The following is a 26475-nucleotide window of genomic DNA, read 5'->3' on the forward strand; positions in this document are numbered from 1 at the left end:
CCATTTGGAGGCAATGGGCCTCTATGAAGTGTACAAAATCCCACTAAAGCCCGTTAATGCCAGAATTCCAGCCCATTTTAGTGTTACTTTTTACACTTCGCTTCCGTTCCCTATGAACATCCTTGCGTTTCATCAGCTTGTTCAGGTTCTCCGGTTCCATTCCTATACATTCAATTACCTTTTTATTAAATTACCTTTTTGGCTCAACACCAAAATCAGCGGGTAACGATGTGAATGAAGTCCGCTGCGGGTTCAGAGGGTTCTTCCTGCCGCTGTTAAAGCCCGGTTTCCTGATTGGAATAAGATTGCAGGTTGAATTTAGATGGAGCAAGCTTTTTCCCGCGATTCCTTTAAGACTTTTCCGCACGTGTATGTCTTTTAAAAAAGCAAGAAACCGCCCATGACATGCGGCCTCATGCTTTCACCATTAAAGCATATTCCTGATTCCTTGTTTTATTTTACCGGACTGCCGCAGCCTCACTGGCAGCAATGGGCGCCAGCGTCAGCCCGGTGATCTTGCCTGTTTTGTCTAATGTCAAAGCCAGAGTCGCTTCGGACTTCTCGAAGATGAGCACGCTCTGGATGGTCATCTCCCCGGCACTCCAATGGCTGTCCGTTGTTTTCATTCCATAATAATTGCCGGCCGGGGCCGCAACCGTCTGCCAGCTTTGCTGAACCAGGGGCAGAAATGCCTGCTGTGCAGCGGAATTGCTCAAGTAACGCTCCTGCAGCTCCTGATATTTGCCTGCCGCAAGCAGCCCGCTTACAGCACCGGCAATAACCTCAGGGGCATAGATCTCGGCTTGCCCGGTGCTCTGGCTGTACGAAGCAATAAGCCCCATAGCATTAAAAAAAGATAACGGAACATAAATCCGTTTCTGTCTGACTTCAACCGGCTCGTTGAATGAAAGCCTGTCTTTGCCGTTAAGCAGCAGCTCATTCCCGCTGAGCGTAAAGTTAACGGTTTCTTTCACCCGCGTTAACTGAATCTGTCCGGTACTGCCCTGATAAGTGGTTTTATATTTGAGAGCCTCCGCTGTTTCGCGCAGCGGGAGCATAACGGTCGATCCGCTCTTATATGCCCTCGGCTCCTCAGGCTGCAGCAATTGCCCATTTAAAATAACTTTTATAGGCTCTGCGGCTTGTGCGCGCTGTGGTGCCAATATCCCTAACCCGGCTGCCAATAACAGAATACTGAGGGTTACGGCTGCGATTTTGAGCTTCACATCGATTCCACCTCTCCTGTATTAGTTTGATTAGGTTTGCAAGCTGCAAAAACAGCCCATACATTCAACATTACCCAAAGGCCCCGATTTTATAACAGGCTCATAACCGTTGTGGATTTCATCGAACAATCCTTAAGCGCGTCATTCCACGTCGAAGTTGAAGTACTGCGAAGGAAAAGGCTCCTTGATCAGAGTGAAATGCCACCACTCCTTGCTGTACGGCTTGAATCCCCGTTTCTCCATAGCATCCTTAAGAATTTTACGGTTGGCGTGCTGCGTCTTGCTGATGAGTGAAGTATTGTAATATGAAATGTCGCCGAAAAAATCAAAAGGGCTGCCCATATCCACCAGGGCTCCCGTTTTTGCATACGCCAGGGTCAAATCAACCGTGCTGCCTCTCGAATGTCCCGATTTCTTGGCGATAAAACCCAGCTTGAACAGGTTGCGCTTGTCCAGCTTGGGGTAATATTGCTGTTTCATCCTGATATCCGCCGCATCCTGAGACCAGGACACAAAACGGTTCACCGCTTTTTGCGGACGGTAGGCATCATAAATTCTCAAAATATAACCTTTGCCTGCCAGATCATCACTGACTGCCTTCAACGCTTTGGCCCCTGCTTGTGAAAAGATGGCCACCGGCGCCTTATACCCGGTTACACGCGCCCCGGTGAAATTATTCTCAGTGTAGTAACGGATTTCATATTGTGCCGCAGGAATAACTTCATCAAGATACACGAACCCTTTGGGCAAATTATTTTTCTTCTGCACATTGCTCTGCCGGGACGGCGTTCCTTCCTTCTGTCCTGTCCCTGCGGCGGCGGCCGTGCTTCCATGTAATATAAGCGCTATGCCCAAGCTGACCGCAAGGGCAGCACCCGCTATTTTTCCCGCGGCAAACTTCTGCTGTCTGAACAAATGCTTCCCCCCTTCCCCCTCCATGTTAATTTCAGAATAACCCATACATGTACACCTGGCTACTGCTTAAATAACGTTCGAAGCCGGAAGCCTGTCCTCTCAGCAATAGATTCCCTCCAGCAGGCCGGCGGCTCTCCTTCAATGCATAAAAAGCACACCCGCCCGGCGGCGGATGTGCCCGAATCAAAAAAACTCTATGATTGCATGAATTAATGCATCGAAACCTGTGTTTTATGCTGTATGATAACACGCTTCAGGAAGAACGCGACCACCAGGCCGATAATGGCCATGGCCATTCCGAAGATAAAGGCATTCTGCACTCCTTGTGTGAAGGCTGACACAATATTGGCCGGATCGGCCGGATTGCTTACAGTCTCCAAATAGCTCTTGGTGCCTGCGGTCATGATGCTGACAGCCAGCGCTGTACCAATCGCTCCTGCAACCTGCTGGAGAGTATTCATAATGGCTGTACCGTCCGGGTACAGTTCCAGAGGCAGCTGATTGATGCCATTGGTCTGCGCCGGCATCATAATCATCGATATCCCTACCATCAGTGCGCTATGCAGCACAATAACGAAGACAATGGTAGAAGCAACGGTGATGCTGGAGAAGAACCACAGCGATACCGCAACGATAACCAAGCCGGGAATCACCAGCCATTTCGGACCGTATTTATCGAACAAGCGTCCCATGATCGGAGACATCAGTCCATTGATAATTCCCCCGGGCAGCAACAGAAGACCGGCTTTGAAGGCCGAGTAGCCTTGTCCCTGCTGGAGATACATGGGAAGAATCAGCATTGAGGACAGAATGACCATCATGCAGATGAAGACCATCAGCACGCCAACCACAAACATCGGGAACTTGAACGCGCGAAGATTAATCATCGGCTGCTTCATCGTCATTTGGCGGATGACAAACAGGACAAGCGCCAACACTCCAACAGCAATTGCAATAATTACCTTCGGACTCCCCCAGCCTTCCGCTTCACCGGCACTGCTGAATCCGAATACCACACCGCCGAATCCTGCCGAGGAGAGCACAATGGACAGAATATCAATCTTCGGCTTGGTAACCTCCGTAACGTTCTGCATGAAAAGAATCCCGCTGATCAGCGCAATTACCAGGAACGGCAGTGACAGCCAGAAGATCCAGTGCCAGCTAAGGCTTGCAATCAGCAGACCGGCAATCGTCGGACCAATCGCCGGAGCGACCATAATGACCAGACCGATAAGCCCCATCGCAGCCCCCCGTTTTTCAGCGGGGATAATTATCAGAATGGTATTGAACATCAGCGGCAGAAGCAATGCGGTTCCCATCGCCTGCACAACACGGGCCGTAAGCAGGAACTCGAAACTCGGCGACATCGCCGCCAGGAAGGTTCCCAGAATAGAAAAGGATAATGCGGCAACGAACAGCTGCCTGGTCGTGAACCACTGCAGCAGCAGTCCCGAAATAGGAACGAGAACTCCCAGCGTCAGCAGATAAGCTGTTGTCAGCCACTGGGCGGTAGTTGGCGTAATATCCAGGACTATCATCAGATCGCTTAAGGCGACATTTAGCGCGGTCTCACTGAACATGCCAATGAAGCCGGCAAGCAGCAAGGAGATCAGGATCGGCATGGTTTTGAACTTTCTTATTTCGGGTTGATTCTTTCCAGTCATGGTAGCTTCCACTCTTAAATCCTCCTGATAAAATATAATTTTTCTCTCTCTGCTTCTTATTTCTATCCTGCTACCCGAGCAACACAGGAACCATCTTGGCGGCAGCAAGCAGCGGGCGGGCGCTCCGGCAGGTCAGCGTCTGCAGCAGTGCGCCTTCAAACAGCGAGACCACCACTGAAGCCTTATCAGCGGCAAGCTCTGCATCCATTCCTTCTTCCAGCAAACGCTGCAGAATAACATCCTGCCAGTCCTTAAACACCGTTTGGCAGGCTGTTCTCAGCTCCTCGCTGATGCAGGAGGTCTCCGCAGCTACCCAGAAGCTGAACGGCACCATCCCTTTGTAATCAGACTCTTCAGCATCCTTGACCATCTGAAGAATGAACGCCTGGACCGCCTGAATGATATTTCCTTCCTGCTCCACGCATTGCCTCAGCTGCCCGACAACGAACTCACCCGTCTTGTTGATGCAGGTTAATGCCAGCTCCTCTTTGCCATGGGGGAAGTAATAGTAAAGGGAACCTTTGGGTGAGTCGCTGTCCTTAATGATCTGACTCAGGCCGGTAGCATGGTAGCCTTGGGTAAAAAACAGCCGTGAAGCGGTCTCCACAATCGCTTCACGAGCATTGGGCTTGTTTAACAAGCGCGACACTTCCTTTGTTTTTATAACAATCGGTCTATATAATAGAAACATGGCTCATCCTGAAGTGTCAATAATTAATTATTTCAAATTCAGCTATTTCTTTTTTAAATTGCTACGTACAGATTGTTGGGTTATAATTTTATTATCCCAATGCGAAAGGTGTGATTTGAATGAGTGAGGTTGCTGTTTCGAAGGGAATTCCACGTCCTCTGGTCAAAACCAATCAAGCGTTTATTGTAATTTCGGTATTGTTAAGCTGGATAACTGGCCAGTACTGGATTCTTGCATTGCCGCTTGCCGCCGGACTGTCCGGACTGATATTTGGATATAATCCGGTAATCAAGCTGGCTGCCCGTTTACTGACCAAGGAACGTTCCGCCTATGTGCTTGAGGACCCGGAGCAGCAGCAGTTCAACCAGGGCATTGCCGTCTTCTGTCTTGCGGCCGGACTGCTCAGCTTCCTGGCGGGGTGGACGGTTGCCGCCTACATCTTTACGGCTATGGTCGCTGTTGCTGCTACGGTCGCCATTCTCGGCTTCTGCATCGGCTGCTTCATCCACTATCAGTGGAAAATGTACACTTACAGACGCAAACAAGGAAATGCCCAATAAAGGCTTGCTCAGCAAGGCGGAATGCAGCCGGATTCCCGCCATGTGCTCACTCCAGAATGTATGCAGACAATAGCTGCTCCACCGAGGAGGCGAAGCTTCGGCCGGCGCCCCAATCCATCTTAAAGATCATTCCCTTCGAGCTGCCTGCCGCGTTGAGCCGCACATTCGTCACCCCCTGCAGATTATCAGCGATAACGACCAGTGCGGCCTGATTGCTCGAACGGATGAAATAACGCTCATACACCAGTGTTCCAATTGAACGTCCCTCCCCGGCTTCATTATACTCTTCATGCAGCAGCTCGGAATCTGCAGACAACCCTTTTTTTACCATCCATAGTGCTTCCATGGGCTGCAAACTAACATTGAAGCTATACACATCCGCCATTGAACCGCCCCCTTAAACAAAATTCTGCAGGTCCATCCCGCCGCTTTATTTCCTCTTCTCTTCTCCTGCCACATCCCAGCGGTGCCGGAACTTCTCCAGACGCGGGTGTACAGAAGCGGGAGGCGCCGACAGAATCAAACGCAGCTTCACAATCCACTCTTCAAAAGAAGCATACGAAGCAAACTGGTTGGCCGTTTCAGGAGTCAGGTACAGAAAATACGGTGAAGGGTATACTTCACTGATATGACGCAGGGCGGAGTCCAGCGGTGTATACCTCTTCCGCTTGCCTTCGAGACTCTCCACAGTAACGAACGAACGCCCCTGCGCTCTTTTCCATTCATGCAGCCGGTCCTCCCGTTTGTAAAAGGCCTGGACAGGCTCCTTGCTCATCCGCCTAACCGTTTCTTCATGCAGCGGATACAGCACCAGTTTGGTGAAATTACGTTCCGCCGCCGTGTGTGCAGCCTGTTCCAGCTCCCGGTCGGTAATGCGTTCGAATGAATCATAGAATACCAGCGTTCCCTTGCGCTCTGCAGCCGGGGGCTCATAGCCGTAAGGCACCTTCTGAATATCTCGTTTCATCTTTGGCCTCCTGCCTAATCGTAATCATATTTATAGCATAGCATGCTGCGGTGGCAGATACATCATTCAGGAGCTTCGCCCATGGAAAAAAAGGAGATCCGTTCTTTATTGGACAGCTCAGCTGCTTTGGCTTCAGGGCTTAAGGTTGTCTGGGGCCAAGAAAGACGCCTATCTGCGTCCTATAATAAGAATGCTGCCATTTCAGTGGGGAGGAGAAAGAATCATTTCGCGCTGATTCCACCGTCCAGCCGGCTTCGGGCGAATTCAAAGGCACTTCTGCCTTTGATTCCACCGTCCAGCCAACTTCAGGCGAAATCAAAGGTACTTCTGCCTCTGATTTCACCGTCCAGCCAACTTCGGGCGAAATCAAAGGTACTTCTGCCTCTGATTTCACCGTCCAGCCAACTTCGGGCGAAATCAAAGGTACTTCTGCCTCTGATTCCACCGTCCAGCCGGCTTCGGGCGAAATCAAAGGTATTTCTGCCTCTGATTCCCTCTACCTGCCCGCTGCGGCCAACGCAATCGCCCAGTTTGCCTGGCCGAAGTCCCGATCCATTCTTTCAGTTACAGCGCAGCCGTGAAATAACGGATAAGCTTCGCTTCCCCAAAACCTATAAATTCTGATCTTCCAAGTGGAAACGGATACCGTCCTTATAAGGACGGTATCCGTTTCAGCGGGAAAGATCAGGCTAATTTTTATCGTGAAACATATAAACCTGAATTTCGAAAGTGAATTGAACAAATCCGGATAGGACAAGGAATAAACCCTCTTTTCCCTTCACCCATTGGGTGCAAGCTGTTTGTAGCAAGTCATCCCTTCGTGTAGAGCTTTTTAGATCATTTGTGGATACTTACTCTCGAAACTCAGGATAAATTCTTATCTTTTAAAAAAAGACAGACCGGCAATTGGCGCCAGTCTGCTTTGCTTACTCTATGGGAAGCCTCTTACGAGCCGGCTCCTTTATATCTTTTCACACCGTAATTCCAGGCCAGCAGTCCAATCCCCAGGAATACCGCACCGACCACAGGAGTCAGCAGCGCCATGCCCTGCATCTCATCCCGTTGCAGAAACAGTGCCGCCGGATATATCCCTACAAAAGCAAACGGGATAATCCACGTGAGCAGCACCTGAATTGCCCGGTTGTAGATTGTAACCGGATAACGCCCGTAGGTCTGAATATTGTACATCAGCGGCAGAATGCCGGTGGGAGCATCCGAATAAAATGACAATGAGGTCAGAGTCGTATAGATCCCGGTATAAATCGCAACTGCGCTGAGCGTCAGAACAATGATCATGGGAATCGTCCACCATTCAAGAGGCAGACCCAGATTGCTTCCGCTGATCGCCATGATAATCAGTCCGATAAAGGAGCCTACCATGGAAGGCGGGTCCACATTTTCGAGGAAAATCTGGAACAGGTTATGCGCCGGACGCGTAAGGATGCGGTCCATTTCTCCTTTGACGATATAACGCTCGCTGAACCCCCACATATTCACGAAGCAGCTGAAGACTCCATAAGGCACCATAAAGAAGCCGTATACGAATACCACCTCGTTCTGGTTCCAGCCTCCCAGACTGTCCGTATGCATGAAGATCACCAGGATAAAGATAAAGTTGGTTGCCTGAAACAGCAGATCCGATACCACCTCCACCCAGAAATCGGCGCGGTAGGTCAGGCGGGTCTTCATATAGTTCTTCAAGTATTCAAACAATAAGCTCAAGTAATGCAACTTCACTCACCCTCCCTGCACGAACAGCCGCCGGCGCGACGCGTGGTATAGCCAGACAATGGGAACCAGCAGCACCACGAACCAGATGACCTGGATGCCCAGCACATTCCAAATGCCCACCCCCTGAACCCGTCCTGTAAAGACGGAGCCCGGCAGATAGGTGATCGCTTGAAAGGGCAGAACCTTGAGAATACCGGACAACCAGTCCGGGAACAGGCTGATCGGCACGATCAGACCGGAGAACAGGTCGACCACGACACGCTTCATGCGCATCATGCCCTCGTTATTCTCGACGAAGAACGCAGATAATCCCGTAATGATGTTGATCTGTGAGCTGATCAGAAAGCTGAAGAAGAGCATTACAAGGAAACCGGCCCAGGCGGACAAACCGGTCGGCAATTGCACCGGAAACAGCAGAATGGCAATAACCATGCCCGGGATCATCAGCATCATGAAGCGGAACATGCCTTCACCAAGTCCCTGCATCATTTTGACCAGCACGTAATTATAAGGCCGGATGAACTGGATTGCGATGCTTCCATCCCGTATGTCCGTGGATATTTCCCTGTCCAGATTGTTGAAATAAAAGGCCCGGGCCATCCAGGATACCGCAACATAGGTTGTCATCTGGGCGCCCGTAAAGCCGCCCAGAGCCTCACCGCCGCCGTAAATAGCCTTCCAAGTGAAGTAATTCACGCCGATATTCAGCGTATAGATCAAAATGCCGGAATAATAGTTCACCCGGTAAGCCAGCATAGTCAAAAAACGGATGCGGATGAAATCGAAATAAGCACCGAGCAGCAGCTTCCGCCCCTTCTCCCGGGGGCCACCCGCCTCAGCGCCTCCGGCGGCCGAAGCGGCTGCAGCGGCTTTTAGCTGTTCAGACATGGATGACCTCTTTCTCATCCTGCAGAGCAAGAATTTTCTCTTCCGGCTTCTCCGCCGAGCCTGACTGATAAATGCTGCGGACGATATCATCCGTGTTCGTTTCAATGATTTTGATATCTGTTATGTCCGCTTGCCCGACAACCCGGCCAAGCACATCCGAAACATTCAGCTCCAGCGGAATCCATACCTTGGCGCCCAGATCATTCTCCGCCGACCAGGCCACCGTCATGCCTGCTGTCCACTGCTCCAGCTGTGCAAGCTTCGTGGCTGCTCCGAATTGGAAGAGCACCTCGCGGCCTGTTCCCCAGCGCTGCTTAAGCTCCTCAAGACCGCCATCATAAATGATGCATCCATCGTCCAGCATAATAACCCGGGAACAAAGCGCCTCGATATCCTGCAGGTCATGTGTAGTCAGCAGAATGGTGGTTCCATACTCACGGTTCATATCCTTCAGGAACTGGCGGATTTCCGACTTGACTACAATATCCAGCCCAATCGTAGGCTCGTCCAGAAAAAGAATGGACGGATTGTGCAGCAGTGCCGCCACCAGCTCGCAGCGCATCCGCTGTCCCAGACTGAGCTTGCGCACCGGACGGTTGAGCAAATCCTGAAGCTCCAGCCGTTCCACCAGCTCGTCCAGCCGCTTTTTGAAATCCTGCTCAGGCACACGGTACACCTTGCGCAGCAGCTGGAAGGATTCAATGACGCCGATGTCCCACCACAGCTGGCTGCGCTGCCCGAACACAACGCCGATATTCCGCACAAATTTCTCGCGTTCCTCATAGGGAACATAGCCCCCGACGGAAAGACTGCCCGAGGTTGGAACAAGGATGCCGGTGAGCATTTTGATCGTAGTTGATTTCCCTGCACCATTCTCGCCGATATAGCCGCAAATTTCGCCTTGTGGAATGCTGAAGGAAATATCCTTTACGGCCGTGACCTCGGAATATTCCCGTTTAAACAAATCAGCGAAGGCCCCTTTGAGGCCCTCGCGGTTTTTTTGGACTTTGAAGGTTTTGCGCAAGTCCTGCACTTGAATGGCATTCATATAGTACCTCACTAAGCTAAGTATTGGGTTCAGTACCCCATTATAGCAGCTTTGATTTATTTGGCTACTCGTCCTTCAAAAAAACCGGCGTCCGGCACTGCCTCCAGATGGCCTGAACGGGCCACTTTCGTCCGCAGGTACTTTTCATTGAAAACGGAGACGTCACCCCACAGAGGAATCCTCTTGCCTGTATTCATACCGGCCGCCTTCAGGGCTTCCATCTTCTTCGGATTATTCGTAATCAGGGTCACCGGTTTGCTGCGCAAATGCTGCAGGACGCTGATTGCATCGCTGTAGTCTCTGGAATCGTCGGCAAAGCCCAGCTCCAGATTGGCTTCTACCGTATCATATCCTTCTTCCTGAAGGAGATAGGCCATCGCTTTGCTGAACAGGCCAATGCCTCTTCCTTCATGATTAGCCAGGTAGAACAGGGCACCCGCTCCATGCTGCGCGATCATCTTCATCGACTGGCGGAGCTGGAAGCCGCAATCGCAGCGTTTGCTGCCAAAGATATCGCCGGTATGGCAAATGCTGTGCATCCGGATCAGCGCTTCATCCGAACCTTCAAAATCTCCGTATACCAGCACGCTGGATTGCTGCCCTTCGGCAAGCTTCATTGAGGACAACCGGGAAATCAGCAGCTCCGTCGCTTCCAGGCTGTCACCGCCCTGCAATTCCTCATCGGTGGCTTTGAGCCAGCTGTACCACTTGAAGGTCACGGTTTCCCCATCCAGGTTAACCGGCAAGGTGATCGGACCGACCAGTATATTTGTGGAATCATCCATAGTAATCCGCTTGATTTTATTCTGCAGGATAGATATGATATCCGGATTGATCATGATTGCACCGTCCTAAGCATATTCTGAAAAATTTTAAAATTCATTATTTTTACATCAAGTAACTATTTGTAAGTTAGTTTATCATTGTAATATAACTTCGTCAAGTTATAATATATATATAAATATTTATAATTACTTATTGTAAGTTTGTGATATAATGAATGCGAGGTGATCTTTATGGATGATTTCGAAATGTGTCCACGCTTTGAAAAAGCGGTCGATATGCTTAGCAAACGTTGGGTTGCGCTTATAGTGTTCGTTCTGATGAAGGGACCGCGCCGTTTCGGCGAAATCGAGAGCTGCCTTTCCAATCTCAGCGGCAAGGTGTTGTCCGACCGCTTGAAGGAAATGGAGAATGAAGGCATCATTCAGCGGACGGTGTACCCTGAAATGCCTGTTCGAATCGAGTATTCGCTGACCAGCAAAGGAAACGCACTGGCTCCCATCCTTGGTGAAATCAGCAACTGGTCCACGGATTGGATCAAGATCGGCGCAACCAAATGATGTCCGGGTTGTATGCGGAAATAGCGTCCTGGCGGTTCCATAGACGGAAGCCACCGGGACGCTATTTGTTATGATTGCATAATACGGTGATACTTTGGAGCGCAGGCTAAAGATCCTTGCGCTGAAAACGCAGCAGGCCAATCGTAAAAACCGCCAATGTATACAGTACTGCGTAGATTACAAAAGAATCCGACGGGACCGAATTAAAGTCAACCAGCGAAAACGTGCTGAAATTCAAATTAACCAAGCCGCTAATCTCGTCAAGGCTGAACAGCTCTGCTGCCATTTTGCGCTGCAGGCCATCCGCCGGCATCAGCAGCGCCATGGCACCCGTGAGATTATGGAGCGTGCCCAGTGCTTCTTGCTTCAAGCCAAGCGAGCCGCTCAGCTTGTCAATCATTCCCCCAAGCCAGCCTGCACCATAGAGCATGGTCATGAAGACGCCGTTCCCGACCGCGGAGAATAAGCCGGAACCCAGCATGGACAGGCTGATCAGCAGCGGTACGACCGAGGCGAACAGCAGAAAGGCTTGGACAAGCGCGGTAAAGTCGCGGGGAATGGCGGCATTCGCAGCGGCAACCAGCAGAATCGCAATAAACAGCAGCAATGCGTATAATATTCCCAGCGTAACATAACCGAGCCACCGACCGAGATACCATTTCCAGCGCGGCAACGGCCGGGGCAGCAGGGCTTGCATCACCCCCTGCTCCGCCTCCCCGGCTATAGCCGAGAAAGAGCTGAAAATAGCCAGAAATGCAATGACAAATGCCCCGAAGAAAAATCCCATGGTCAAAATAAAAACACCGGCCGTAAAATGTTCAATCAGAATGCTCCCATTCGGAATCTCTGAAGTCCGGCCAGATCCGCTGCTGCCAACAGTACTCGCAACAAACCAGAACGCGAGCAGGAAAACAGCGGTCAACAGCAGGGTCATGAGCATAACCTTCTTGCGAAGCAGTTCCTTCCAGGTCATTCCCATTATAATTCTCATTCCCGCTCCCCCCTGTGGCTAAGCCCCGATACAGCAGCCATAAACCACTCTTCAAGCCGTTCTTTTTTGCGCGCAACCTCATATAAAGTCATACCCTGCTGAATCATCAGTGCATTGAGCCAGCCCGCCTGTTCTTCACTGTCCAGTTCTGCCTCCAGCCACACGGTGCTTTCATCAAGGGATGAAGGCAAGGCAATGCCGTCTTCCCTCTCATCCACAGCCACAGGCGACTGTCTGATCTGCAGTCCGGTATGGTCAATCAGCCAGGACAGCAAAAAAGGCGAATAGCCGCCCACTTTAAAATGCCAGCTGGTTCGCTTATTTAATATTTCTGCAACCTTGCCGTGCCGCAGGATTTCGCCGTTATTCAGCAGCGCCATCCGGTCGCACAGCACCTCAACATCCTCAAGCAGATGAGAGTTGAGAAAAATGGTGATGCCCCGCTGCTTCAGCTTCTCCAGAATACTCCGCACTTCCATGCGCCCGATGGGATCAAGCGCCGATGAAGGCTCGTCCAGGAACACAAGCTCCGGATCATTCACAAGCGCACAGGCCAGTCCAAGCCGCTGCTGCATTCCCTTGGAATAATGCTTCACCCGGTCCCGCCCGCGTTGCCCAATCCCGACTTCGTCCAGCAGCTCCGGTATTTTGCGGTCTGCCGCAGATTTCCCGATACGGCATAAACGGGCGTGGAGCCGCACTACCTCTTCCCCTGTCAGCCATTCCTGATACCGGTATAGCTCCGGCAGATAGCCAATCTTCATCTTCGCCTCCAGTGAGCCTATAGGATGCCTGAATATAGCGGCACTTCCGCTGGATGGACGGATCAGGCCTGCGAGCATTTTGACAAATGTGCTTTTGCCGGCACCGTTGGGGCCGAGGAAGCCAAAGGCTTCCCCTTTCTCAACAGTTATCGTTACATCCCGGCAGCCGCGGCCATTGCTGTATTCCTTGGTCAGCAGCCGGGCTTCAATGGCAGGTGCGTTCATTGCGTAATCAACTCCTGAAGCTGATTCATAAATTTTTCTTTATCCTGATACAATGATCCGCCGGACAGCTCCAGCAGTTGCCCTTTGTTCACCCAGGTTGCCTTATAGACAGGCCCATTGCCGTATTCCACAGTTTCGAGAATCACTTTTATTCCGTCCACTGTAATCTGTTCGGAATGATCCCCTTTGACCAAAGGCATGGGCAGGTCTCCGGCCAGGATACTGCTCCGCTGCAGATTGGATTTGAACTCATCCGGAAGAAGCGGAAAGTCAAGGACCGCCTGTACAGCTTCTTCAATATTCACAGAAGGATCTACATTCACCACAGGTGTATTCATCTGCATAAGAGTGGCCCAGTGATCATTATCCGTGGATAAATCATAGTTTACGGATTCGGGAATGTGAAGCGTGACCGGCTTGCCGTCAATGGATGCCGGCAGCAGCTGCTTCGCCCCCAGGTGTTTCAGCGCCTTATTCACCTCATCAACCTTGAGCGTCAGCGTAACTTCCCTTGAATTGTTTATATACACCGTTTCAATGTTGTCAAAAGCCCCGCCCGTCAGGGCAGCGTAGCCCAGCTTGGCTTGCAGGGCATCCACCGGCACTTCTCCGTCTACTGTGCCGTATGAAGTGCTGAAGGAGCCGAATTTATTCACAGTTTCATTGAAATTCCCGTCTTCGCCGAGCTGATAGAAGATATTCCGCAGATCATCTTCATTGACGACTGTAACTTCCTGTACCCGGAATTGGCCAAGGATTGCCGCCATTGCAGTATTGCCCACTGGAGTAGCGAGCACAGCGGCAAAAACCGCCACGCCCGCAGCCGCCACAGCCCATTTCCGGCGCCGGGTCAATAGAGGGCGCCGCGCCCGTCCCCGTTTATTGTCAGCCGCAGATCCGGCCATAGGCAGCCCTCCAGCTTCATTATTAGCCTTTTCCGCTGTGGTTGCGCCAGGAATGGAAGGTCCGCTCTTCGGCTCTGCGCGCTGTCCCCAAGCAGCCCATGCCGGGTTCACCGGCTCAGCGGAGAGTATCTTTTGCATTTTGGCCCAGGCTTCATCTGTACCCGTCTGATCTGTATGCTTATTCACAGGATTGGTCATTTGATATTCCTCCTAAAGTTATGTTAGCGTAGGCAACCTGAGTAACTTCTTAGAAAACTGGCTCCGGAAGCATACGCTTAAGTTTTGTATAGCTATGCGTCTTGAACATGCTCCGTACTGGCCCCGCCCCGCGAAGCATATACTTATATTTTGCAGCACGGTTCAATCCGTCTGCGGAAGTGATTCTGCGGCCTGCTGTCTCAGCTTAAGCGTCGCCCGGCTCAGCAGGGTTCCGACGACCGGCGGGTTCACGCCAAGCTGGCTTGCAATTTCCGAGTAGCTGTAGCCCGAGTAACGCAGGAGCAGCGCCTGTCTGTCTCTCTCCGGCAGGCCGTCCAGCCAGGTCCGCACATCCTCCTGATCCAGCTTGCTGAGTACGGCTTCTTCACCGGAAAGGGGAGCCTCCTCTGCACTGAACAACAGCTCCTGCTTATCCTGGAGCCGCCGCTCCCTGGCTTTTTTGTTCAAATAGTCATACCCGATCCGGGTGAGCACCCTATGAAGCCAGGCACCCAGCGCATCAGGATCGTCAGGCGGATTACGGTACAATCTGAGAAACACATCCTGGGCTAAATCGTCTGCTGCCGACTCGTCGCGCACCAGAGCCGCCAGCTTTCGCCGCACCACCGGGTAGTGTTCATAAAATACAGTGCGAAACATTTCAGATTCCGGAAATTCCATTGTGTTAATCCTCCTTATCAGCTGCAGCTATAAGTAAGACGAACGCCGAAGCAATTTTGTATCAGGATATACGGTATTTTTATCATAGCATTTGTATAAGTCCCGTTCCGAACACCAAAAAGCAGCTTCTTCCATTAAGAAGAAACTGCTTCTTCATCTGTAGCAAAAGCCTACATACCGATGTCAAGTATTCATATTATTACTATCCGCAAGGTCTGATTATCCATATTTGAGACGAAAAATGAATTTTTTTGGACATTTTGCTCACATAAAGTTGCTTATTCCAGGTAAATATAGTAATTTATAAAGTGAACCTATTAAAAAATGAAAGGTGGTGCGGACAATGGAAATGATGTGTATGGAAATGATGATGAACATGTGTATGGAAGATATGATGGCCAGAATGAACACGATGAAGATGTGCATGGAAAAAATGCCGGAAATGGGCATGACGGACATGGATATGGATATGATGATGAAAAAAATGCAGGACTGTGATGAAATGATGACGATGTGCATGACAATGATGCGTGAAGGCATGCAAATGTCAAAGTAATCATTATTGGTCATGGCAGAGCAGACTAACTGCATGCCTTTTTTTTGTCTTTTTGGGGCAATCCGGATTAATTATATGCATGAATAGCTCTCTATCTGATCTTGATATATCTCTCCTGAATTTGCTTGGCCAGGGTAATCCGCTCCAGCTTCAGCTCCCAGATCCGTTCTTTCCACCGTTCGCTCTCCGGAGCATCCTCGTCATCTCTCAGCTTGTCGAACAATTCCAGCAGCAGCAGATTAATTTGATCAAAGCGGCTCCATAATTCCTTCACATTCTCTATTCTCCGTTGCTCTTCAGCCGTTTCCTTGTAATTCTTCAAGCTCTCTATGATGTCAGCCTGCCACTGTCCATCGTTAATTGCTTTGGCATAGTTTAGAAGATCCAGATAATCATCGACTGACATGTGTACCGACTCCTTAATCCCTTTTATACCAAGTATTATACTCGGTATTATAAATAATGCAATAGTCTGCGGATAAAAAAACAAGGGCGGATTTAAGAACATCCACCCTTGCTGCTTACTGTGCGCGTTTTCTACAGGAGTTTATTAATGTCATCCTTGATCTGCTCCGATTGCGGACCAAATACAATTTGCACCGCGCCCTGGCCCAGTCTCATTACCCCGGATGCTCCCAATTGCTTCAGCTCGGCGTCCTTGACTGCTTTCTCATCATTGACAATAAGCCGCAGCCGTGTGATGCAGGCATCAATGTTGCGGATGTTGGACGGACCACCGACACTTGCCAGAATTTTAACCGCTCTGGCGGAGGCCGAAATCTTGGTGCCGCTCACATCGGCTTCCAGAACTTCATCCTCGGTTTCATCCTCGCGTCCGGGTGTTTTCAGGTTGAATCTGACAATAATAAACCGGAAGAGCACATAGTAGAGAACAAAGAATCCAAGGCCTGCAGGAATCAAAATCCAAGCGTTTGTTGACAGCTTCATATTCAGCAAGTAATCGATCAGCCCTGCGGAGAAACCAAATCCCAGCTTCACATCGAGCACATACATCAGGAAGCCGGCAAAGCCGGTGAGCAAGGCATGGATCAGATACAGCACCGGTGCGATGAACATGAAGGAGAATTCAAGCGGCTCGGTAATCCCCGTCAAGAAGGAGGCGATCGCTGAACCAATGAAGATGGAGGCAACCATTTTGCGTTTTTCCGGTTTGGCCGTATGAATAAAGGCGAGCGCCGCTCCGGGCAGTGCAAACATCATAATCGGGAAAAAGCCTGTCATGAACATTCCGGCAGATTTGTCTCCGGCGAAGAAGCGCCACAAGTCGCCGTGGACTAGCTTTCCGGCTGCGTCGGTGAAATCGCCGATTTGAAACCAGGCAATGGCGTTGATGACATGGTGAAGCCCAAAAGGAATAAGCAGGCGGTTCGCGGTGCCAAAGATAAAGGCGCCGACTGCGCCGAGACCCACAACCCAGGTGCCAAAATCACTGATTACATCTTGAACAGGACTCCAGACCATTCCGACCAGGACAGCCAGCACCATAGTGGTTACCGCAGTGATAATCGGAACAAAACGTTTGCCGGCGAAGAACCCGAGCCAATCCGGCATTTTAATATTGTGGTATTTCTTGTAGAGGAAGGCAGCCCACGCTCCTGCAAAGATCCCTCCGAGCACGCCCATATTCAGCTGGACATCGTCGCCGATGAAGGGCATCTGCGCAGGAATGACTTTCAGGATGCTGTCGAGAATCTGGTAGGCAATCAGTGCAGACAGTGCCGCTACTGCATCACCGGCAAATCCTATGGCTACCCCGATGGCAAAAATCAGGGCCAGATTGCCAAAGATTGCACCCGCGCCTGCGTTCAGGAAGGGAGTAATATAAGTGTTGATAAACCGGCCCAGCGCGCCTAAATGGAAATCCTTCTCGTAGTTAATCAGTGCGAACCCTTGCAGAATAGCCGCCGCCGGAAGCGTTGCTACCGGAAGCATCAGTGACTTGCCCAATTTTTGCAGAAAAGCCAACATCACAATCATCCCCTTATTTCGGTATTTTGCCCTGCATAACGATGAAGCTGTATGAATTATTGCCTGGATGCCACGGTTAGAATACTGTCTTTGCCCGCTGTTACCTGGCCATAATGGCAGGCGACTTCAGGAGCAATTTCCCCAATGCCGGTCACAATGACCGGTGTAATGGTCTGATAACCGGCTGCCTGTATAGCAGCTATATCGAATTCAATCAGGAGCTGTCCTGCTTTTACTTCGTCTCCGCTGGCAATATGGCTGATGAACCCATTGCCCTTCAGGCTTACGGTATCAATTCCGATATGCAGCAGCAGCTGCAGTCCGGAGGAATGCTCAAGGATCACGGCATGGCTGGATTTGACCACGTGGGCGATTCTCCCGTCAAACGGGGCGGTTAATTTCCCCTCACGGGGTTCGATGGCTATTCCCCGGCCCATGTGTCCGCCTGCAAAAGTCTCATCCGGCACACCGGCTAATGGAACGGCCAGGCCGCTGACAGGGGCTGAAATCTCCAGCGCGGGCTGTCCAGCGGGTTTCTCTTCTTTTTTGGATTTCCATTTGGAAAACATTGCTTCCACTCCTCGCCGCTGCGGTTAATTATTCTATGATAGTGTTACGGCCGCTGCTGTTTATCCAAGGTCTGGAACAACCGGCGCAAATGCATGGCGAGGAAGCATATTTCTTCTTCCGGAACCTCTGCGCCCAGTGAGCTCTGCATAACCTTGCCCAGTTTCCGGGCCAGCTTGTATTCCTCTTTGTATTCCTTCTTGATATGCTTCACGAACGGATTGTCTATAAGCGAGCCCTGGAGAATCCGTTCAATGGAAAATCTCAGATGTATCATCAGCCGGACATGATTCATGCTGCCATGCGCAAAGGTTAAATTGCGTTCCCCGCGAATCATATCCAGCAGCTCGCTTACAATATTGGAGGCTTTGACCAGTTGTCCTACCGGCACATTGCTGACCGCCGAATATACGTGATAAGTCAGAAATCCCACTTCATCTTCAGGGATCTGGACCCCAAATTCCGCACTGATTTTCTCCGCTGCCCTGTAAGCGATCTCAAATTCCTTGGGAAAGGACATCCTGGTTTCCTTAAGGAACGGGTTGACAATGTCCATGCCGTTCCGGAGACGGTATATGGTGAACTGGATATGGCTGGGGAGCGCCAAATAGATTTTGTCGTTCAACTTGCCGGAAAATTCAAGGGCAATATCCGCAATAATATCATCCGTAATTCTCATCACCCTGGGATCAATATCTTCGAGCAAAATCTGGTATTGGCTCCATTCCTCGCGATCCTCCAGCCGGAACAATTTCTCAATCCGCTGGTCATTTGCCTCAATGACACCCGAATCTTTGACCGCAAAGCCGATCCCTTTGCCAATAATCACATATTCCTTGCCCTTCCTGCCTCCTTGCACCATCACAACGTTGTTTCCAATTACCCGCAGCACCTCAAACTGCTCGTTTTCCTTGGCCAAGTTCTCCCTCCTTTCCATCCATTGTCAGATTTTTGCGCATAAAAAAGAGCCAAGAAAGACTCCAATGAATGAGGTCTGTTCTTGGCTCATGCCCTTAAAGGTAACACGCCGATTGCATATAAATGATCATTTATGAGTTCATAATAAAGCATCCCTATAATTCCGTCAATGGATTTTTTAAAAAGTCAAGTTTCACTCATTCTTCCAGCCAGCGGCACATCCGGGTTACCACCTCTTGAATAACCACAGGCTTGCTGATGAAATCCGAGGCTCCCGCCGCCAGACATTTCTCACGGTCTTCCTTCATTGTTTTGGCTGAAATTGCGATTATGGGAAGCTCAGGCAGCAGGAGTTCCTCCCGTATAATCGACAGCGTGTCATACCCGTCCAGATTGGGCATCATGATATCCAGCAGAATGATATCCACATGAGGCTTCTCTCTGATAATCTGCAGACATTCGAAGCCGGAGTGGGCGGTCAGAAAATTCATATCATAACGCTCCAGCCCTTTCTCCAGCGCATAGATGTTGCGTGCATCGTCATCCACGATCAGCACAGTTTTGCCGTGCAGCTTCGCGTACTCTTTATCGGACAGAGCCTTGTCCGGCTCCGCAGAAGCCTCCTGCTGCTGCTCCCATTCTGTGGCTGCCGCCGCCCGGGAAGTCCAGACACCCGGAAGCACGGATTCAAACCCGCCATCTTCTTCATAGCAAGGAAGGTATAGCGTAAAGGTGCTGCCCCTGCCCTCTTCACTATCGAGCGATATGGTCCCGCCAAGAAGTCTGGCCAGCTGCAGTGAAATGGACAATCCCAGCCCGGTCCCGCCGAACTTCCGTGCCGTTGACCCATCCGCCTGACGGAAAGCTTCAAAGATCACCTCGCGGCTTTCTTCAGAGATTCCGATTCCGCTGTCCTTCACGGCAAAGGCGAGCATGGGACCAGCCGTTTGAAACTGCGGTTCCGGATAGGAGTCAAGACGGGTAATAACCACCCCGACGAAGCCTTTCTCCGTAAATTTAAACGCATTGGACAGCAGGTTCCGCAGGATTTGATGCAGCCGCATTTCATCCGTAAAGAACAAATTTGGCACATTGCCCTCCTGAGTGATCTTGAAATCTATGTTTTTCTGCTCGGCAGTCTTGTTGAAATAGCCATACAGTATGGAAGGCAGCTCCGTAAGATTAACCGCGTCCCGTTCTACGGTCATCTTCCCGGCTTCCACCTTGGACAAATCCAGAATATCGTTGATCATCTCCAGCAAATCGCTTCCGGACGAATGGATGACAGAAGCGTACCCCTGCTCTTCTTCCGCCAGATTTCCGTTCCGGTTCTCTGTAAGCAGCTGCGACAGGATAAGCATACTGTTAAGCGGTGTGCGCAGCTCGTGAGACATGTTGGCCAAAAATTCGGTTTTGTACCGGGAGCTTAATTCCAGCTGCTCATTGTACTTTTCCAGCTGAACGGCCGCGTTCTCGGCAACTGATTTCTGTTTCTCAAGCTCCCGGTTGAGGGATAGCAGCTCCAGCGTGTGATTCTGCAGTTCCTCCGTCTGTACCTGCAGCTCTTCGGACTGCACCTGGAGCTCCTCGGATTGCACCTGCAGTTCTTCGTTCATGGCTTGAGATTCCTGATACAGCTGCTGGATCTCCATTCGTGTCATGACGGAATTCAGGGTGACGCCCATCATGTTCAGCAGTTCGTTAAAAAACTCAAAATGATAGGGTGCCCATCTGGTAAGGGAAGCCGCTTCCAGAACGGCCACGGTTTTGTTCTCAAATATAATGGGAGCAATGACGGCAAATCTGGGCGCAGCTCTTCCGAGTCCGGAATTGATGCTTATGTAATCCTCGGGTAAATTGTCAATGCTGCTCATCCGCATATCAACGGCGCACTGGCCGATGAGTCCTTCTCCAGGACGGATCGTCCGCTTCCCGAATTCAAGCTCCTGATCCTCAGCACCCGCATAAGAATACATCCGTTTATATTCTTCATGCTCGTTAAGAACATAAATCGCTCCATACTGCATTTCCAGCATTGCGGACAGCCTATTTAAAAATGTGCGGCACAGCAAAGACAGATCGGTGGTTTCCTGGAGGGCTATGGACATCAATGTCAGCTGTTCGCTGCTCCACTGCTTCCGCTGCATGGTATCCAGGAGATCATTGGTTGCGTTCCCCAGATCATAGATTTCATCAAAGGTCTTCACTTTTATGCGCTCAGACATATTGGCCCCGCCAGCTATGCTGTCAATGGCTTGAATGACGCTGCGCAGCGGATTCACAATGCTTGCAGAGATAAGGTACGTAATAAGTGCGGCGAGAAGCGCGACCAGCGTCCATAAAATATACATTGTCGTCAAAAGCCTGTTGTTGCTTTCCTTCAAATCAAGAATCCGGCTGCCGGTAAGCTCCCTTTCGTTATTGCGGAAGAATTCAAATTGTGAGCGGATGGAATCAACAATCTGCTTGCCGGAATCATTGCGGAAAAATGAATTCACTGCCTCATTCTGTCCATTCCGTTTCAGATCCACTACATATTGTCCCGCTGAATTGATCCATTTCTCAATATTGGCCTTAATGTCGCTTAAAATCTGCAGCTGATCCGGATTATCCTCAATCAGCCTGCTTAATTGAGTGTAATTAATCGTCCATTGCGTAATCCCGTTATTGTAGGGGTCCAGATAGGCAGAATCGCCGGTAAGCGCATAACCCCGCTGGCCGGTTTCCATGTCCAGCACATTTTTTTCAATTTGATAACTAAGTTCATGTACCTCTATATCATGATCGCTTAAGAATACAGTTTCTTTCTCCAGATCGGTGATTCTGCTTGATACTACAAGCAGAAACAGACCCAGCATAAGCAGGATCACGGCATATCCGAGCGCAATTTTACCACGGATTCTCAGGCTCCAGGCTCGCTTGTTAAGCAATGGTCCAACCTCCATCATGCGTCTCAATGTAGTTCCTTTTGAATTGATAATATTGGTAATCCGGATAATAAGCGGACCGATTGCTATGCCGGGTGATTACAGGTAGCTTTCACTCCGGGGCAGCCTGTCCTTCAATTGCCGCACATTGGCTTCCAGCTTCAGGATTACATCCTCCAGGTCCATAGGGTCAATCCCTCTAACGATAGGTGCAGGCGCAGGAATAGCTTCCAGCTTCTGGGTCTTGTCCTTCAGCTCGCGGAGCTCAATCTGCTGTTCCTGCCATTTGTCCATCAAATCCGCTATTGTAGCATAAAACCGCTCGTAATCCTTGATCACGCTGTCCAGAAATGTATCCACCTCCTCGGCATCATAGCCGCGAAGCTTCAAGCTGAATTCTTTCTCGTGAATCGTGAGCGCGTCAAGTGTAATGCCAAGCTGGCTGAACAGCTTTCGCTGCTTGTCCAGTCTGCGTTTCATGTGTTCATCCATTTCAGTAACCTCCAAGTATATAGCGTTCATCCGGCAGTAACCATTATAACAGGGTGAAAGCCGCCTGAAAATATCACTAAAGTTGCAGTTCCGAAGAGAACGGGCAACTCTGATTGCTCTTGATGACAAAAGGGTAAGGAGAGAATACGGCAGCGCCAGCTCTCCGGTAACCCCTACGGGCCAGGATGTTGAAGATGAAGATGCGTGAAGCTAGAAATTATCGGCAACCGCCTTATTGAGTATGCCAAGACAGCGGTCAAGATCCGTCTTGACCTGCTTTTTATACAACCTGGCTTTGTCCTCCCCATCGGCTGTGAAGTGATACAGAACGATTTCCTGGAAATCCACCTTGGGGTCGTTTCCCTTCAGCTGCTTGGTGCGGTATAGAATTCCCTGCTGCACCAGCTCGTGCAGCGCCCGGTAAATTTCACTCTGGGGAGGAGAATAGCCGTAAGTCTTGAAATCCCTCCGCAAGTCCTCCAGCATTTGATAGCCATAGCCTTTATGCTGTTCAACCATCGTGATCAGATATACCTTAATAAAAGCCCGCTGGGCAATCATAAACGCCATCGTCCACCTCCTGACCGCATTTTCCTTATCTGCCTGCCTAACTCCAGTATAAACTCTATTTTCCAGCTTTCACAATGAGAAATTTTAAGATATAGTCATTCCTTGAAACAGTGGGGCATGATATAAGTACCCGCAATGTCTGGTATGTAATCTTGGTTGCCGGAGAAGGGATGTTTCAGGTTTTCTATTATGAATTTTTCATCTAATGAAATTATTTCTATAGGGTGCCTGGGTGCCTAATTTGCATGTGCTCCGATATATTTCAGCAAAAAAAGACTGCATTTCAGATCACCCTCTGGAATGCAGTCTTTTTTTTGTTTTTCCGCCTGCTCAAGGGCTTCAACGAAGCCTGGCGGCTGTTCTACAGCCGGTTGCGGTTATACCGGTCCGTGGCGGTACCGGCGTTCAACGCGCCTCCGCCATACATGCTGTCGTATCTGCCGGCATTCAAGGAACGGTTGCCCCGGAATACCGTGTGTATGTCGCGCCCGCGTCCGTTGTCGTCCACCAGAACGAGGATTTTGCCGCTGTCCACATAGCCTTCATATTCCTTGGCTTCATCCTCAGGAATGCCCAGTCCAATCAGTCCGCCGACGAGTCCTCCCGCTCCTGCACCGATAGCCGCCCCGGTCAGCGTGGCCACAATAGGTCCCGCGGCGAGGATCGGGCCTATCCCCGGTATGGCCAATGCCCCCACCCCGGCCAGCAGCCCGGCGATGCCGCCAACTACGCCTCCAGTTGCAGCACCGGTCGCCACGCCTTCGGGAGCCATGGTACCTGTCTCGTCTGATATATTTCTGAGTTCGTCCCGGTCACGGGTAATTACTGAGATTTCGTCATTGGTTACACCCTGTCGTTGCAGATCTTCAATTGCTCTGGTTGCTTCTTGCTCCGTATCAAAAACTCCTACGATTTTGTCAGTCACTTGAAGCCCTCCTTTGAAATTGTCGTTCGCTACATTATTACCCTATCGCGGGCAGACCAAACAGGTTGAGGCATTCTCAGCCAATTACGGCGGAACAAGGGCAAATCTCTATTTGGAGGGACGTGTGCGGTTTGTCGGGACCGCCTGCAGCGGGTCCTCCGGCCAATAGTGCTTCGGATAGCGGCCCTTCAGGTCTTTTTTGACTTCAAAATAAGTGCTGCGCCAAAAGCTGGCGAGGTCCGCCGTGACCTGCACCGGCCTCCTGGCCGGAGAGAGCAGATGCAGCAGCACTGCCGCCTCCCCTCCGCCGATCCTCGGGGTATCCGCCTGGCCGAACATCTCCTGCAGCCTCACTGCAAGCACCGGCGCACCCGGATTGCTGTAATCCAGCGGAATCCTGGAACCGCTCGGGACAGTGATATGCGTCGGCGCTTCCTTGTCCAGAAGCTGCCTGCTCTTCCAATCCAGCAGTCCCTCAAGCGCTCTGGATACTGGCACCCGCTGCAGATCACGCAGATTGCGCATGCCTTGAATATACGGATGCAGCCATTCGTGAATTGCCGGGAGCAAAGCCTCTTCCGAAACATCCGGGAAATCCGCCCGCAGGCCGTGCAGGAATTGCATCCGCTGCCGGAGCTGAACGGTTCCTTTGTCCCAAGGCAGCAGTCCCAGCCCTTCAGCGGCAATGACGGCCAGCAGCACCTCTTCCGTTTCTTCCGCTGCGGGCCGTTCATGCGAGGTTTCCTTCATAACCAGTGCTCCCAGCAAGGTCCGCCGGCGTGCCTGCACACTGCCGCTCTCCTTGTCCCAGTATACTTCGCGTTCCTCGCGCAGGCTGTCCTTGTGATGCTTCAGCAGCTCGGCTTCCGCCAGCTCTGCGGCGAGCATAATCCGGCTCTGGCCGGCGCGGTCATCAATGCCGGCTGCCACAATATAGGGCGAGCGCGCCAGCGGCTGCCCCTCCTTCATGGCCGCCCCCCTTCCGCCGGAGAGCAGAAACGCGCCGTCGCCGCGCTTCTGCCCGATCCGGTCGGGGTAGGCGAACGACAACAGCAGCCCCGTGCCGCTGCTGTTGTCCGGCAGCGCGCCCGGCGCGGCTTGCAGCTGCGCCAGGAAGCTCCGGCTCTCGCGCTGCACCGCGCGCAGAGCCGCCGGGTCCGCTCCGCCGCTGTCCGCAGCGGAGCGCTCGAACCTCAGCAGCGCCTCCACGCGCAGCGTGAGGTCGCAGTCCATCGCGGCGGGACCCCGCCGGAGGTCCCGCTCCTGGAGCAGCGCCGCCAGCCGGCAGGCGAGCGGCGCCGCTCCAAGCTCTGCCGCGCGCAGCAGCATATGCGCGACGCGCGGGTGCGCGCCAAGCGCGGCCATGCGGCGGCCGTGCGGCGTAATGGCGCCGCCGGCGTCCAGCGCGCCGAGCTGGCGCAGCAGCGCCGTGCCCTGCGCGTAGGGCGCGGCAGGCGGCGCGTCGAGCCAGAGCAGCGCCTCCGGGGAGGGCGCGCCCCACAGCGCCAGCTCCAGGGCAAGCTGCGCCAGGTCGGCTTCCATAATTTCCGGCACGTTATCGTCCGGAAGACGGGCATGCTCCTCCCGGCTCCACAGCCGGTAGCATACCCCCGGGGCGGTGCGCCCCGCACGGCCGCGCCGCTGGTCGGCGGAAGCCTTGGAGACCGGCACCGTAGCCAGCCGGGGCATTCCCGTGCGCGGCGAGAACACCTGTGTCCGCCGCAGCCCTGTATCGATCACCGCGGATACTCCCTCGATCGTCAAGCTGGTCTCGGCGATGGAGGTCGAGAGGACCACCTTCCGCTGACCCGGCACAGAAGCAGCCACCGCAGCATCCTGCTGCGCCTGCGGCAGCTGCCCGTACAACGGACGGAGCACCGTCCCCTGCGGGAGAGCAACACGCTCCAGCTCGCGCTCCGTGCGCCGGATTTCCCGCTCGCCGGGCAAAAAGACAAGCACATCCCCCTGCTGCTCGGCAAGCGCGCGACGGACGGCCGCTGCAGCGGCCTGCTCCAGCGGCTTGTCTCCGGAGCCCGGGAGATAGACCGTCTCTACCGGGAAGGTCCGGCCCGGGCAATCCACCACAGGCACCCCTCCCAGCACAGCCGAGACCCTTCCGCCGTCCAGCGTCGCCGACATGATCAGAATCCGCAGATCCTCGCGCAGCACAGCCTGCGCCTCCAGCGTAAGGGCCAGTCCCAGATCCGCATGCAGGCTTCGTTCATGAAATTCGTCAAAGATCACCAGCCCCACCTCGCCAAGCGCAGGATCACTTTGCAGCATTCGCGTCAATACACCCTCGGTAACAACGACGATACGCGTATTTTTGCCTACCTTGGTATCATTGCGCATACGGTAACCTATAGTTTGTCCCACCCGTTCGCCCATGGAGGCAGCCATGTAGGCGGCTGCCGAACGGGCGGCAAGCCTTCTCGGCTCCAGCATCAATATGGTCTTGCAGGCCATCCACGGCTCATCCAAAAAAGCCGGAGGCGTACCGGTGGTCTTCCCCGCTCCCGGCTCTGCAATCAGAACGGCGGCGGTAGAGGTGTTCAATATTGTTTTCAGGTCAGGGAGCACCTGTGTAATGGGAAGCTGCTTCATCTAATCTCTCCATATTTTGGATTTATCTGCCGCTGAAAATCAGGTTCGCACATCCGTTTAACTGCAGAGATTGCAGTCAGCTGTCACGCGTTCAATGCGCACACAAAGAGAGCCCCCGGCCTGCCGTCCG

General features: G+C 51.9%; 27 protein-coding genes. 3 read left to right on the plus strand and 24 right to left on the minus strand.

The genetic code is table 11. The features are described 5' to 3' along the window. Positions 1-458: 458 nt before the first annotated feature. From HYD27_RS05385 to HYD27_RS05400, 4 genes are all read right to left on the minus strand, one after another. Positions 459-1226 (minus strand): stalk domain-containing protein, encoded by a 768-nt coding sequence (locus tag HYD27_RS05385; protein ID WP_219212313.1) that lies wholly within the window; start codon positions 1224-1226, stop codon positions 459-461. A gap of 141 nt (positions 1227-1367) precedes the next feature. Next, positions 1368-2186 (minus strand): M15 family metallopeptidase, encoded by an 819-nt coding sequence (locus tag HYD27_RS05390; protein ID WP_219212314.1) that lies wholly within the window; start codon positions 2184-2186, stop codon positions 1368-1370. A 164-nt stretch (positions 2187-2350) separates the two neighbouring features. Next, positions 2351-3805, minus strand: a complete 1455-nt coding sequence (locus HYD27_RS05395; RefSeq protein ID WP_219212517.1) for a DHA2 family efflux MFS transporter permease subunit — start codon at positions 3803-3805, stop codon at positions 2351-2353. 70 nt (positions 3806-3875) lie between these two features. After that, positions 3876-4445: a TetR/AcrR family transcriptional regulator gene (locus HYD27_RS05400; protein ID WP_219212316.1), complete on the minus strand. Its 570-nt coding sequence runs from the start codon at positions 4443-4445 to the stop codon at positions 3876-3878. 170 nt (positions 4446-4615) lie between these two features. Between HYD27_RS05400 and HYD27_RS05405 the strand changes: the two genes are divergently transcribed. After that, positions 4616-5056 (plus strand): DUF4395 domain-containing protein, encoded by a 441-nt coding sequence (locus HYD27_RS05405; protein ID WP_219212318.1) that lies wholly within the window; start codon positions 4616-4618, stop codon positions 5054-5056. Positions 5057-5102: 46 nt separating this feature from the next. Here HYD27_RS05405 and HYD27_RS05410 read toward each other — a convergent pair whose 3' ends face one another. The 7 genes from HYD27_RS05410 to HYD27_RS05440 all read right to left on the minus strand — a co-directional run bounded on the left by HYD27_RS05410 (position 5103) and on the right by HYD27_RS05440 (position 10529). Beyond that, positions 5103-5441: a DUF6054 family protein gene (locus HYD27_RS05410; protein ID WP_219212321.1), complete on the minus strand. Its 339-nt coding sequence runs from the start codon at positions 5439-5441 to the stop codon at positions 5103-5105. A gap of 45 nt (positions 5442-5486) precedes the next feature. Next, a complete protein-coding gene (locus tag HYD27_RS05415; RefSeq protein ID WP_219212323.1) occupies positions 5487-6023 on the minus strand; it encodes a hypothetical protein in 537 nt (178 codons plus the stop codon). A gap of 139 nt (positions 6024-6162) precedes the next feature. Next, complete coding sequence (locus HYD27_RS05420) at positions 6163-6468, minus strand: hypothetical protein (protein WP_219212325.1); 306 nt, start codon at positions 6466-6468, stop codon at positions 6163-6165. 500 nt (positions 6469-6968) lie between these two features. Beyond that, positions 6969-7712 carry an ABC transporter permease gene (locus tag HYD27_RS05425; RefSeq protein ID WP_219212519.1) on the minus strand — a complete coding sequence of 248 codons (744 nt, stop codon included), beginning with the start codon at positions 7710-7712 and terminating at the stop codon, positions 6969-6971. 48 nt (positions 7713-7760) lie between these two features. Further along, positions 7761-8555: an ABC transporter permease gene (locus tag HYD27_RS05430; protein WP_219212521.1), complete on the minus strand. Its 795-nt coding sequence runs from the start codon at positions 8553-8555 to the stop codon at positions 7761-7763. Between the two features lie 79 nt (positions 8556-8634). After that, positions 8635-9690 carry an ABC transporter ATP-binding protein gene (locus HYD27_RS05435; protein ID WP_219212327.1) on the minus strand — a complete coding sequence of 352 codons (1056 nt, stop codon included), beginning with the start codon at positions 9688-9690 and terminating at the stop codon, positions 8635-8637. A 56-nt stretch (positions 9691-9746) separates the two neighbouring features. Then, positions 9747-10529 (minus strand): GTP cyclohydrolase II, encoded by a 783-nt coding sequence (locus HYD27_RS05440; RefSeq protein ID WP_219212329.1) that lies wholly within the window; start codon positions 10527-10529, stop codon positions 9747-9749. Positions 10530-10706: 177 nt separating this feature from the next. On the opposite strand from HYD27_RS05440, the gene catR reads away from it, so the two are divergent. Beyond that, a complete protein-coding gene (gene catR, locus HYD27_RS05445; protein ID WP_219212331.1) occupies positions 10707-11033 on the plus strand; it encodes a catDE operon transcriptional regulator CatR in 327 nt (108 codons plus the stop codon). Between the two features lie 106 nt (positions 11034-11139). Here catR and HYD27_RS05450 read toward each other — a convergent pair whose 3' ends face one another. The 4 genes from HYD27_RS05450 to HYD27_RS05465 form a co-directional block, all read right to left on the minus strand. Beyond that, positions 11140-12024: an ABC transporter permease gene (locus HYD27_RS05450; protein ID WP_219212333.1), complete on the minus strand. Its 885-nt coding sequence runs from the start codon at positions 12022-12024 to the stop codon at positions 11140-11142. Then, on the minus strand, positions 12021-13013 hold the full coding sequence (locus tag HYD27_RS05455; RefSeq protein WP_219212335.1) for an ABC transporter ATP-binding protein: 993 nt from the start codon (positions 13011-13013) through the stop codon (positions 12021-12023). The genes HYD27_RS05450 and HYD27_RS05455 overlap by 4 nt, the downstream gene beginning before the upstream one ends. After that, the gene (locus tag HYD27_RS05460; RefSeq protein WP_219212336.1) at positions 13010-14116 is read right to left on the minus strand and encodes a PE/PPE C-terminal domain-containing protein; all 1107 of its coding nucleotides are present in this window, start codon (positions 14114-14116) and stop codon (positions 13010-13012) included. The genes HYD27_RS05455 and HYD27_RS05460 overlap by 4 nt, the downstream gene beginning before the upstream one ends. A 162-nt stretch (positions 14117-14278) precedes the next feature. Continuing rightward, positions 14279-14797 carry a sigma-70 family RNA polymerase sigma factor gene (locus HYD27_RS05465; protein ID WP_219212338.1) on the minus strand — a complete coding sequence of 173 codons (519 nt, stop codon included), beginning with the start codon at positions 14795-14797 and terminating at the stop codon, positions 14279-14281. A 343-nt stretch (positions 14798-15140) separates the two neighbouring features. Between HYD27_RS05465 and HYD27_RS05470 the strand changes: the two genes are divergently transcribed. Beyond that, positions 15141-15353 carry a hypothetical protein gene (locus HYD27_RS05470; RefSeq protein ID WP_219212339.1) on the plus strand — a complete coding sequence of 71 codons (213 nt, stop codon included), beginning with the start codon at positions 15141-15143 and terminating at the stop codon, positions 15351-15353. Between the two features lie 91 nt (positions 15354-15444). Here HYD27_RS05470 and HYD27_RS05475 read toward each other — a convergent pair whose 3' ends face one another. The 9 genes from HYD27_RS05475 to hrpB all read right to left on the minus strand — a co-directional run bounded on the left by HYD27_RS05475 (position 15445) and on the right by hrpB (position 26345). Next, a complete protein-coding gene (locus tag HYD27_RS05475; protein ID WP_220101512.1) occupies positions 15445-15759 on the minus strand; it encodes a hypothetical protein in 315 nt (104 codons plus the stop codon). A gap of 131 nt (positions 15760-15890) precedes the next feature. Continuing rightward, on the minus strand, positions 15891-17342 hold the full coding sequence (locus tag HYD27_RS05480; RefSeq protein WP_219212341.1) for a PTS transporter subunit EIIC: 1452 nt from the start codon (positions 17340-17342) through the stop codon (positions 15891-15893). 56 nt (positions 17343-17398) lie between these two features. Then, the gene (locus HYD27_RS05485) at positions 17399-17911 is read right to left on the minus strand and encodes a PTS sugar transporter subunit IIA (RefSeq protein WP_219212344.1); all 513 of its coding nucleotides are present in this window, start codon (positions 17909-17911) and stop codon (positions 17399-17401) included. 44 nt (positions 17912-17955) lie between these two features. Next, entirely contained in the window at positions 17956-18828 is an 873-nt protein-coding gene (locus HYD27_RS05490) for a PRD domain-containing protein (protein ID WP_228744990.1), read from the minus strand. A 196-nt stretch (positions 18829-19024) separates the two neighbouring features. After that, positions 19025-21757, minus strand: coding sequence for a CHASE3 domain-containing protein (locus HYD27_RS05495; RefSeq protein WP_219212348.1), 2733 nt, complete (start codon positions 21755-21757; stop codon positions 19025-19027). Between the two features lie 96 nt (positions 21758-21853). Then, positions 21854-22246 (minus strand): DivIVA domain-containing protein, encoded by a 393-nt coding sequence (locus tag HYD27_RS05500; protein ID WP_219212350.1) that lies wholly within the window; start codon positions 22244-22246, stop codon positions 21854-21856. Between the two features lie 210 nt (positions 22247-22456). Continuing rightward, the gene (locus HYD27_RS05505; RefSeq protein ID WP_219212352.1) at positions 22457-22816 is read right to left on the minus strand and encodes a replication termination protein; all 360 of its coding nucleotides are present in this window, start codon (positions 22814-22816) and stop codon (positions 22457-22459) included. Positions 22817-23177: 361 nt separating this feature from the next. Continuing rightward, the gene (locus tag HYD27_RS05510) at positions 23178-23741 is read right to left on the minus strand and encodes a general stress protein (RefSeq protein ID WP_219212354.1); all 564 of its coding nucleotides are present in this window, start codon (positions 23739-23741) and stop codon (positions 23178-23180) included. A 108-nt stretch (positions 23742-23849) separates the two neighbouring features. Then, complete coding sequence (hrpB, locus tag HYD27_RS05515) at positions 23850-26345, minus strand: ATP-dependent helicase HrpB (RefSeq protein WP_219212356.1); 2496 nt, start codon at positions 26343-26345, stop codon at positions 23850-23852. Positions 26346-26475 lie beyond the last annotated feature (130 nt).

Source organism: Paenibacillus sp. S150 (genome assembly GCF_019352175.1).
GTDB lineage: Bacteria > Bacillota > Bacilli > Paenibacillales > Paenibacillaceae > Paenibacillus_AQ.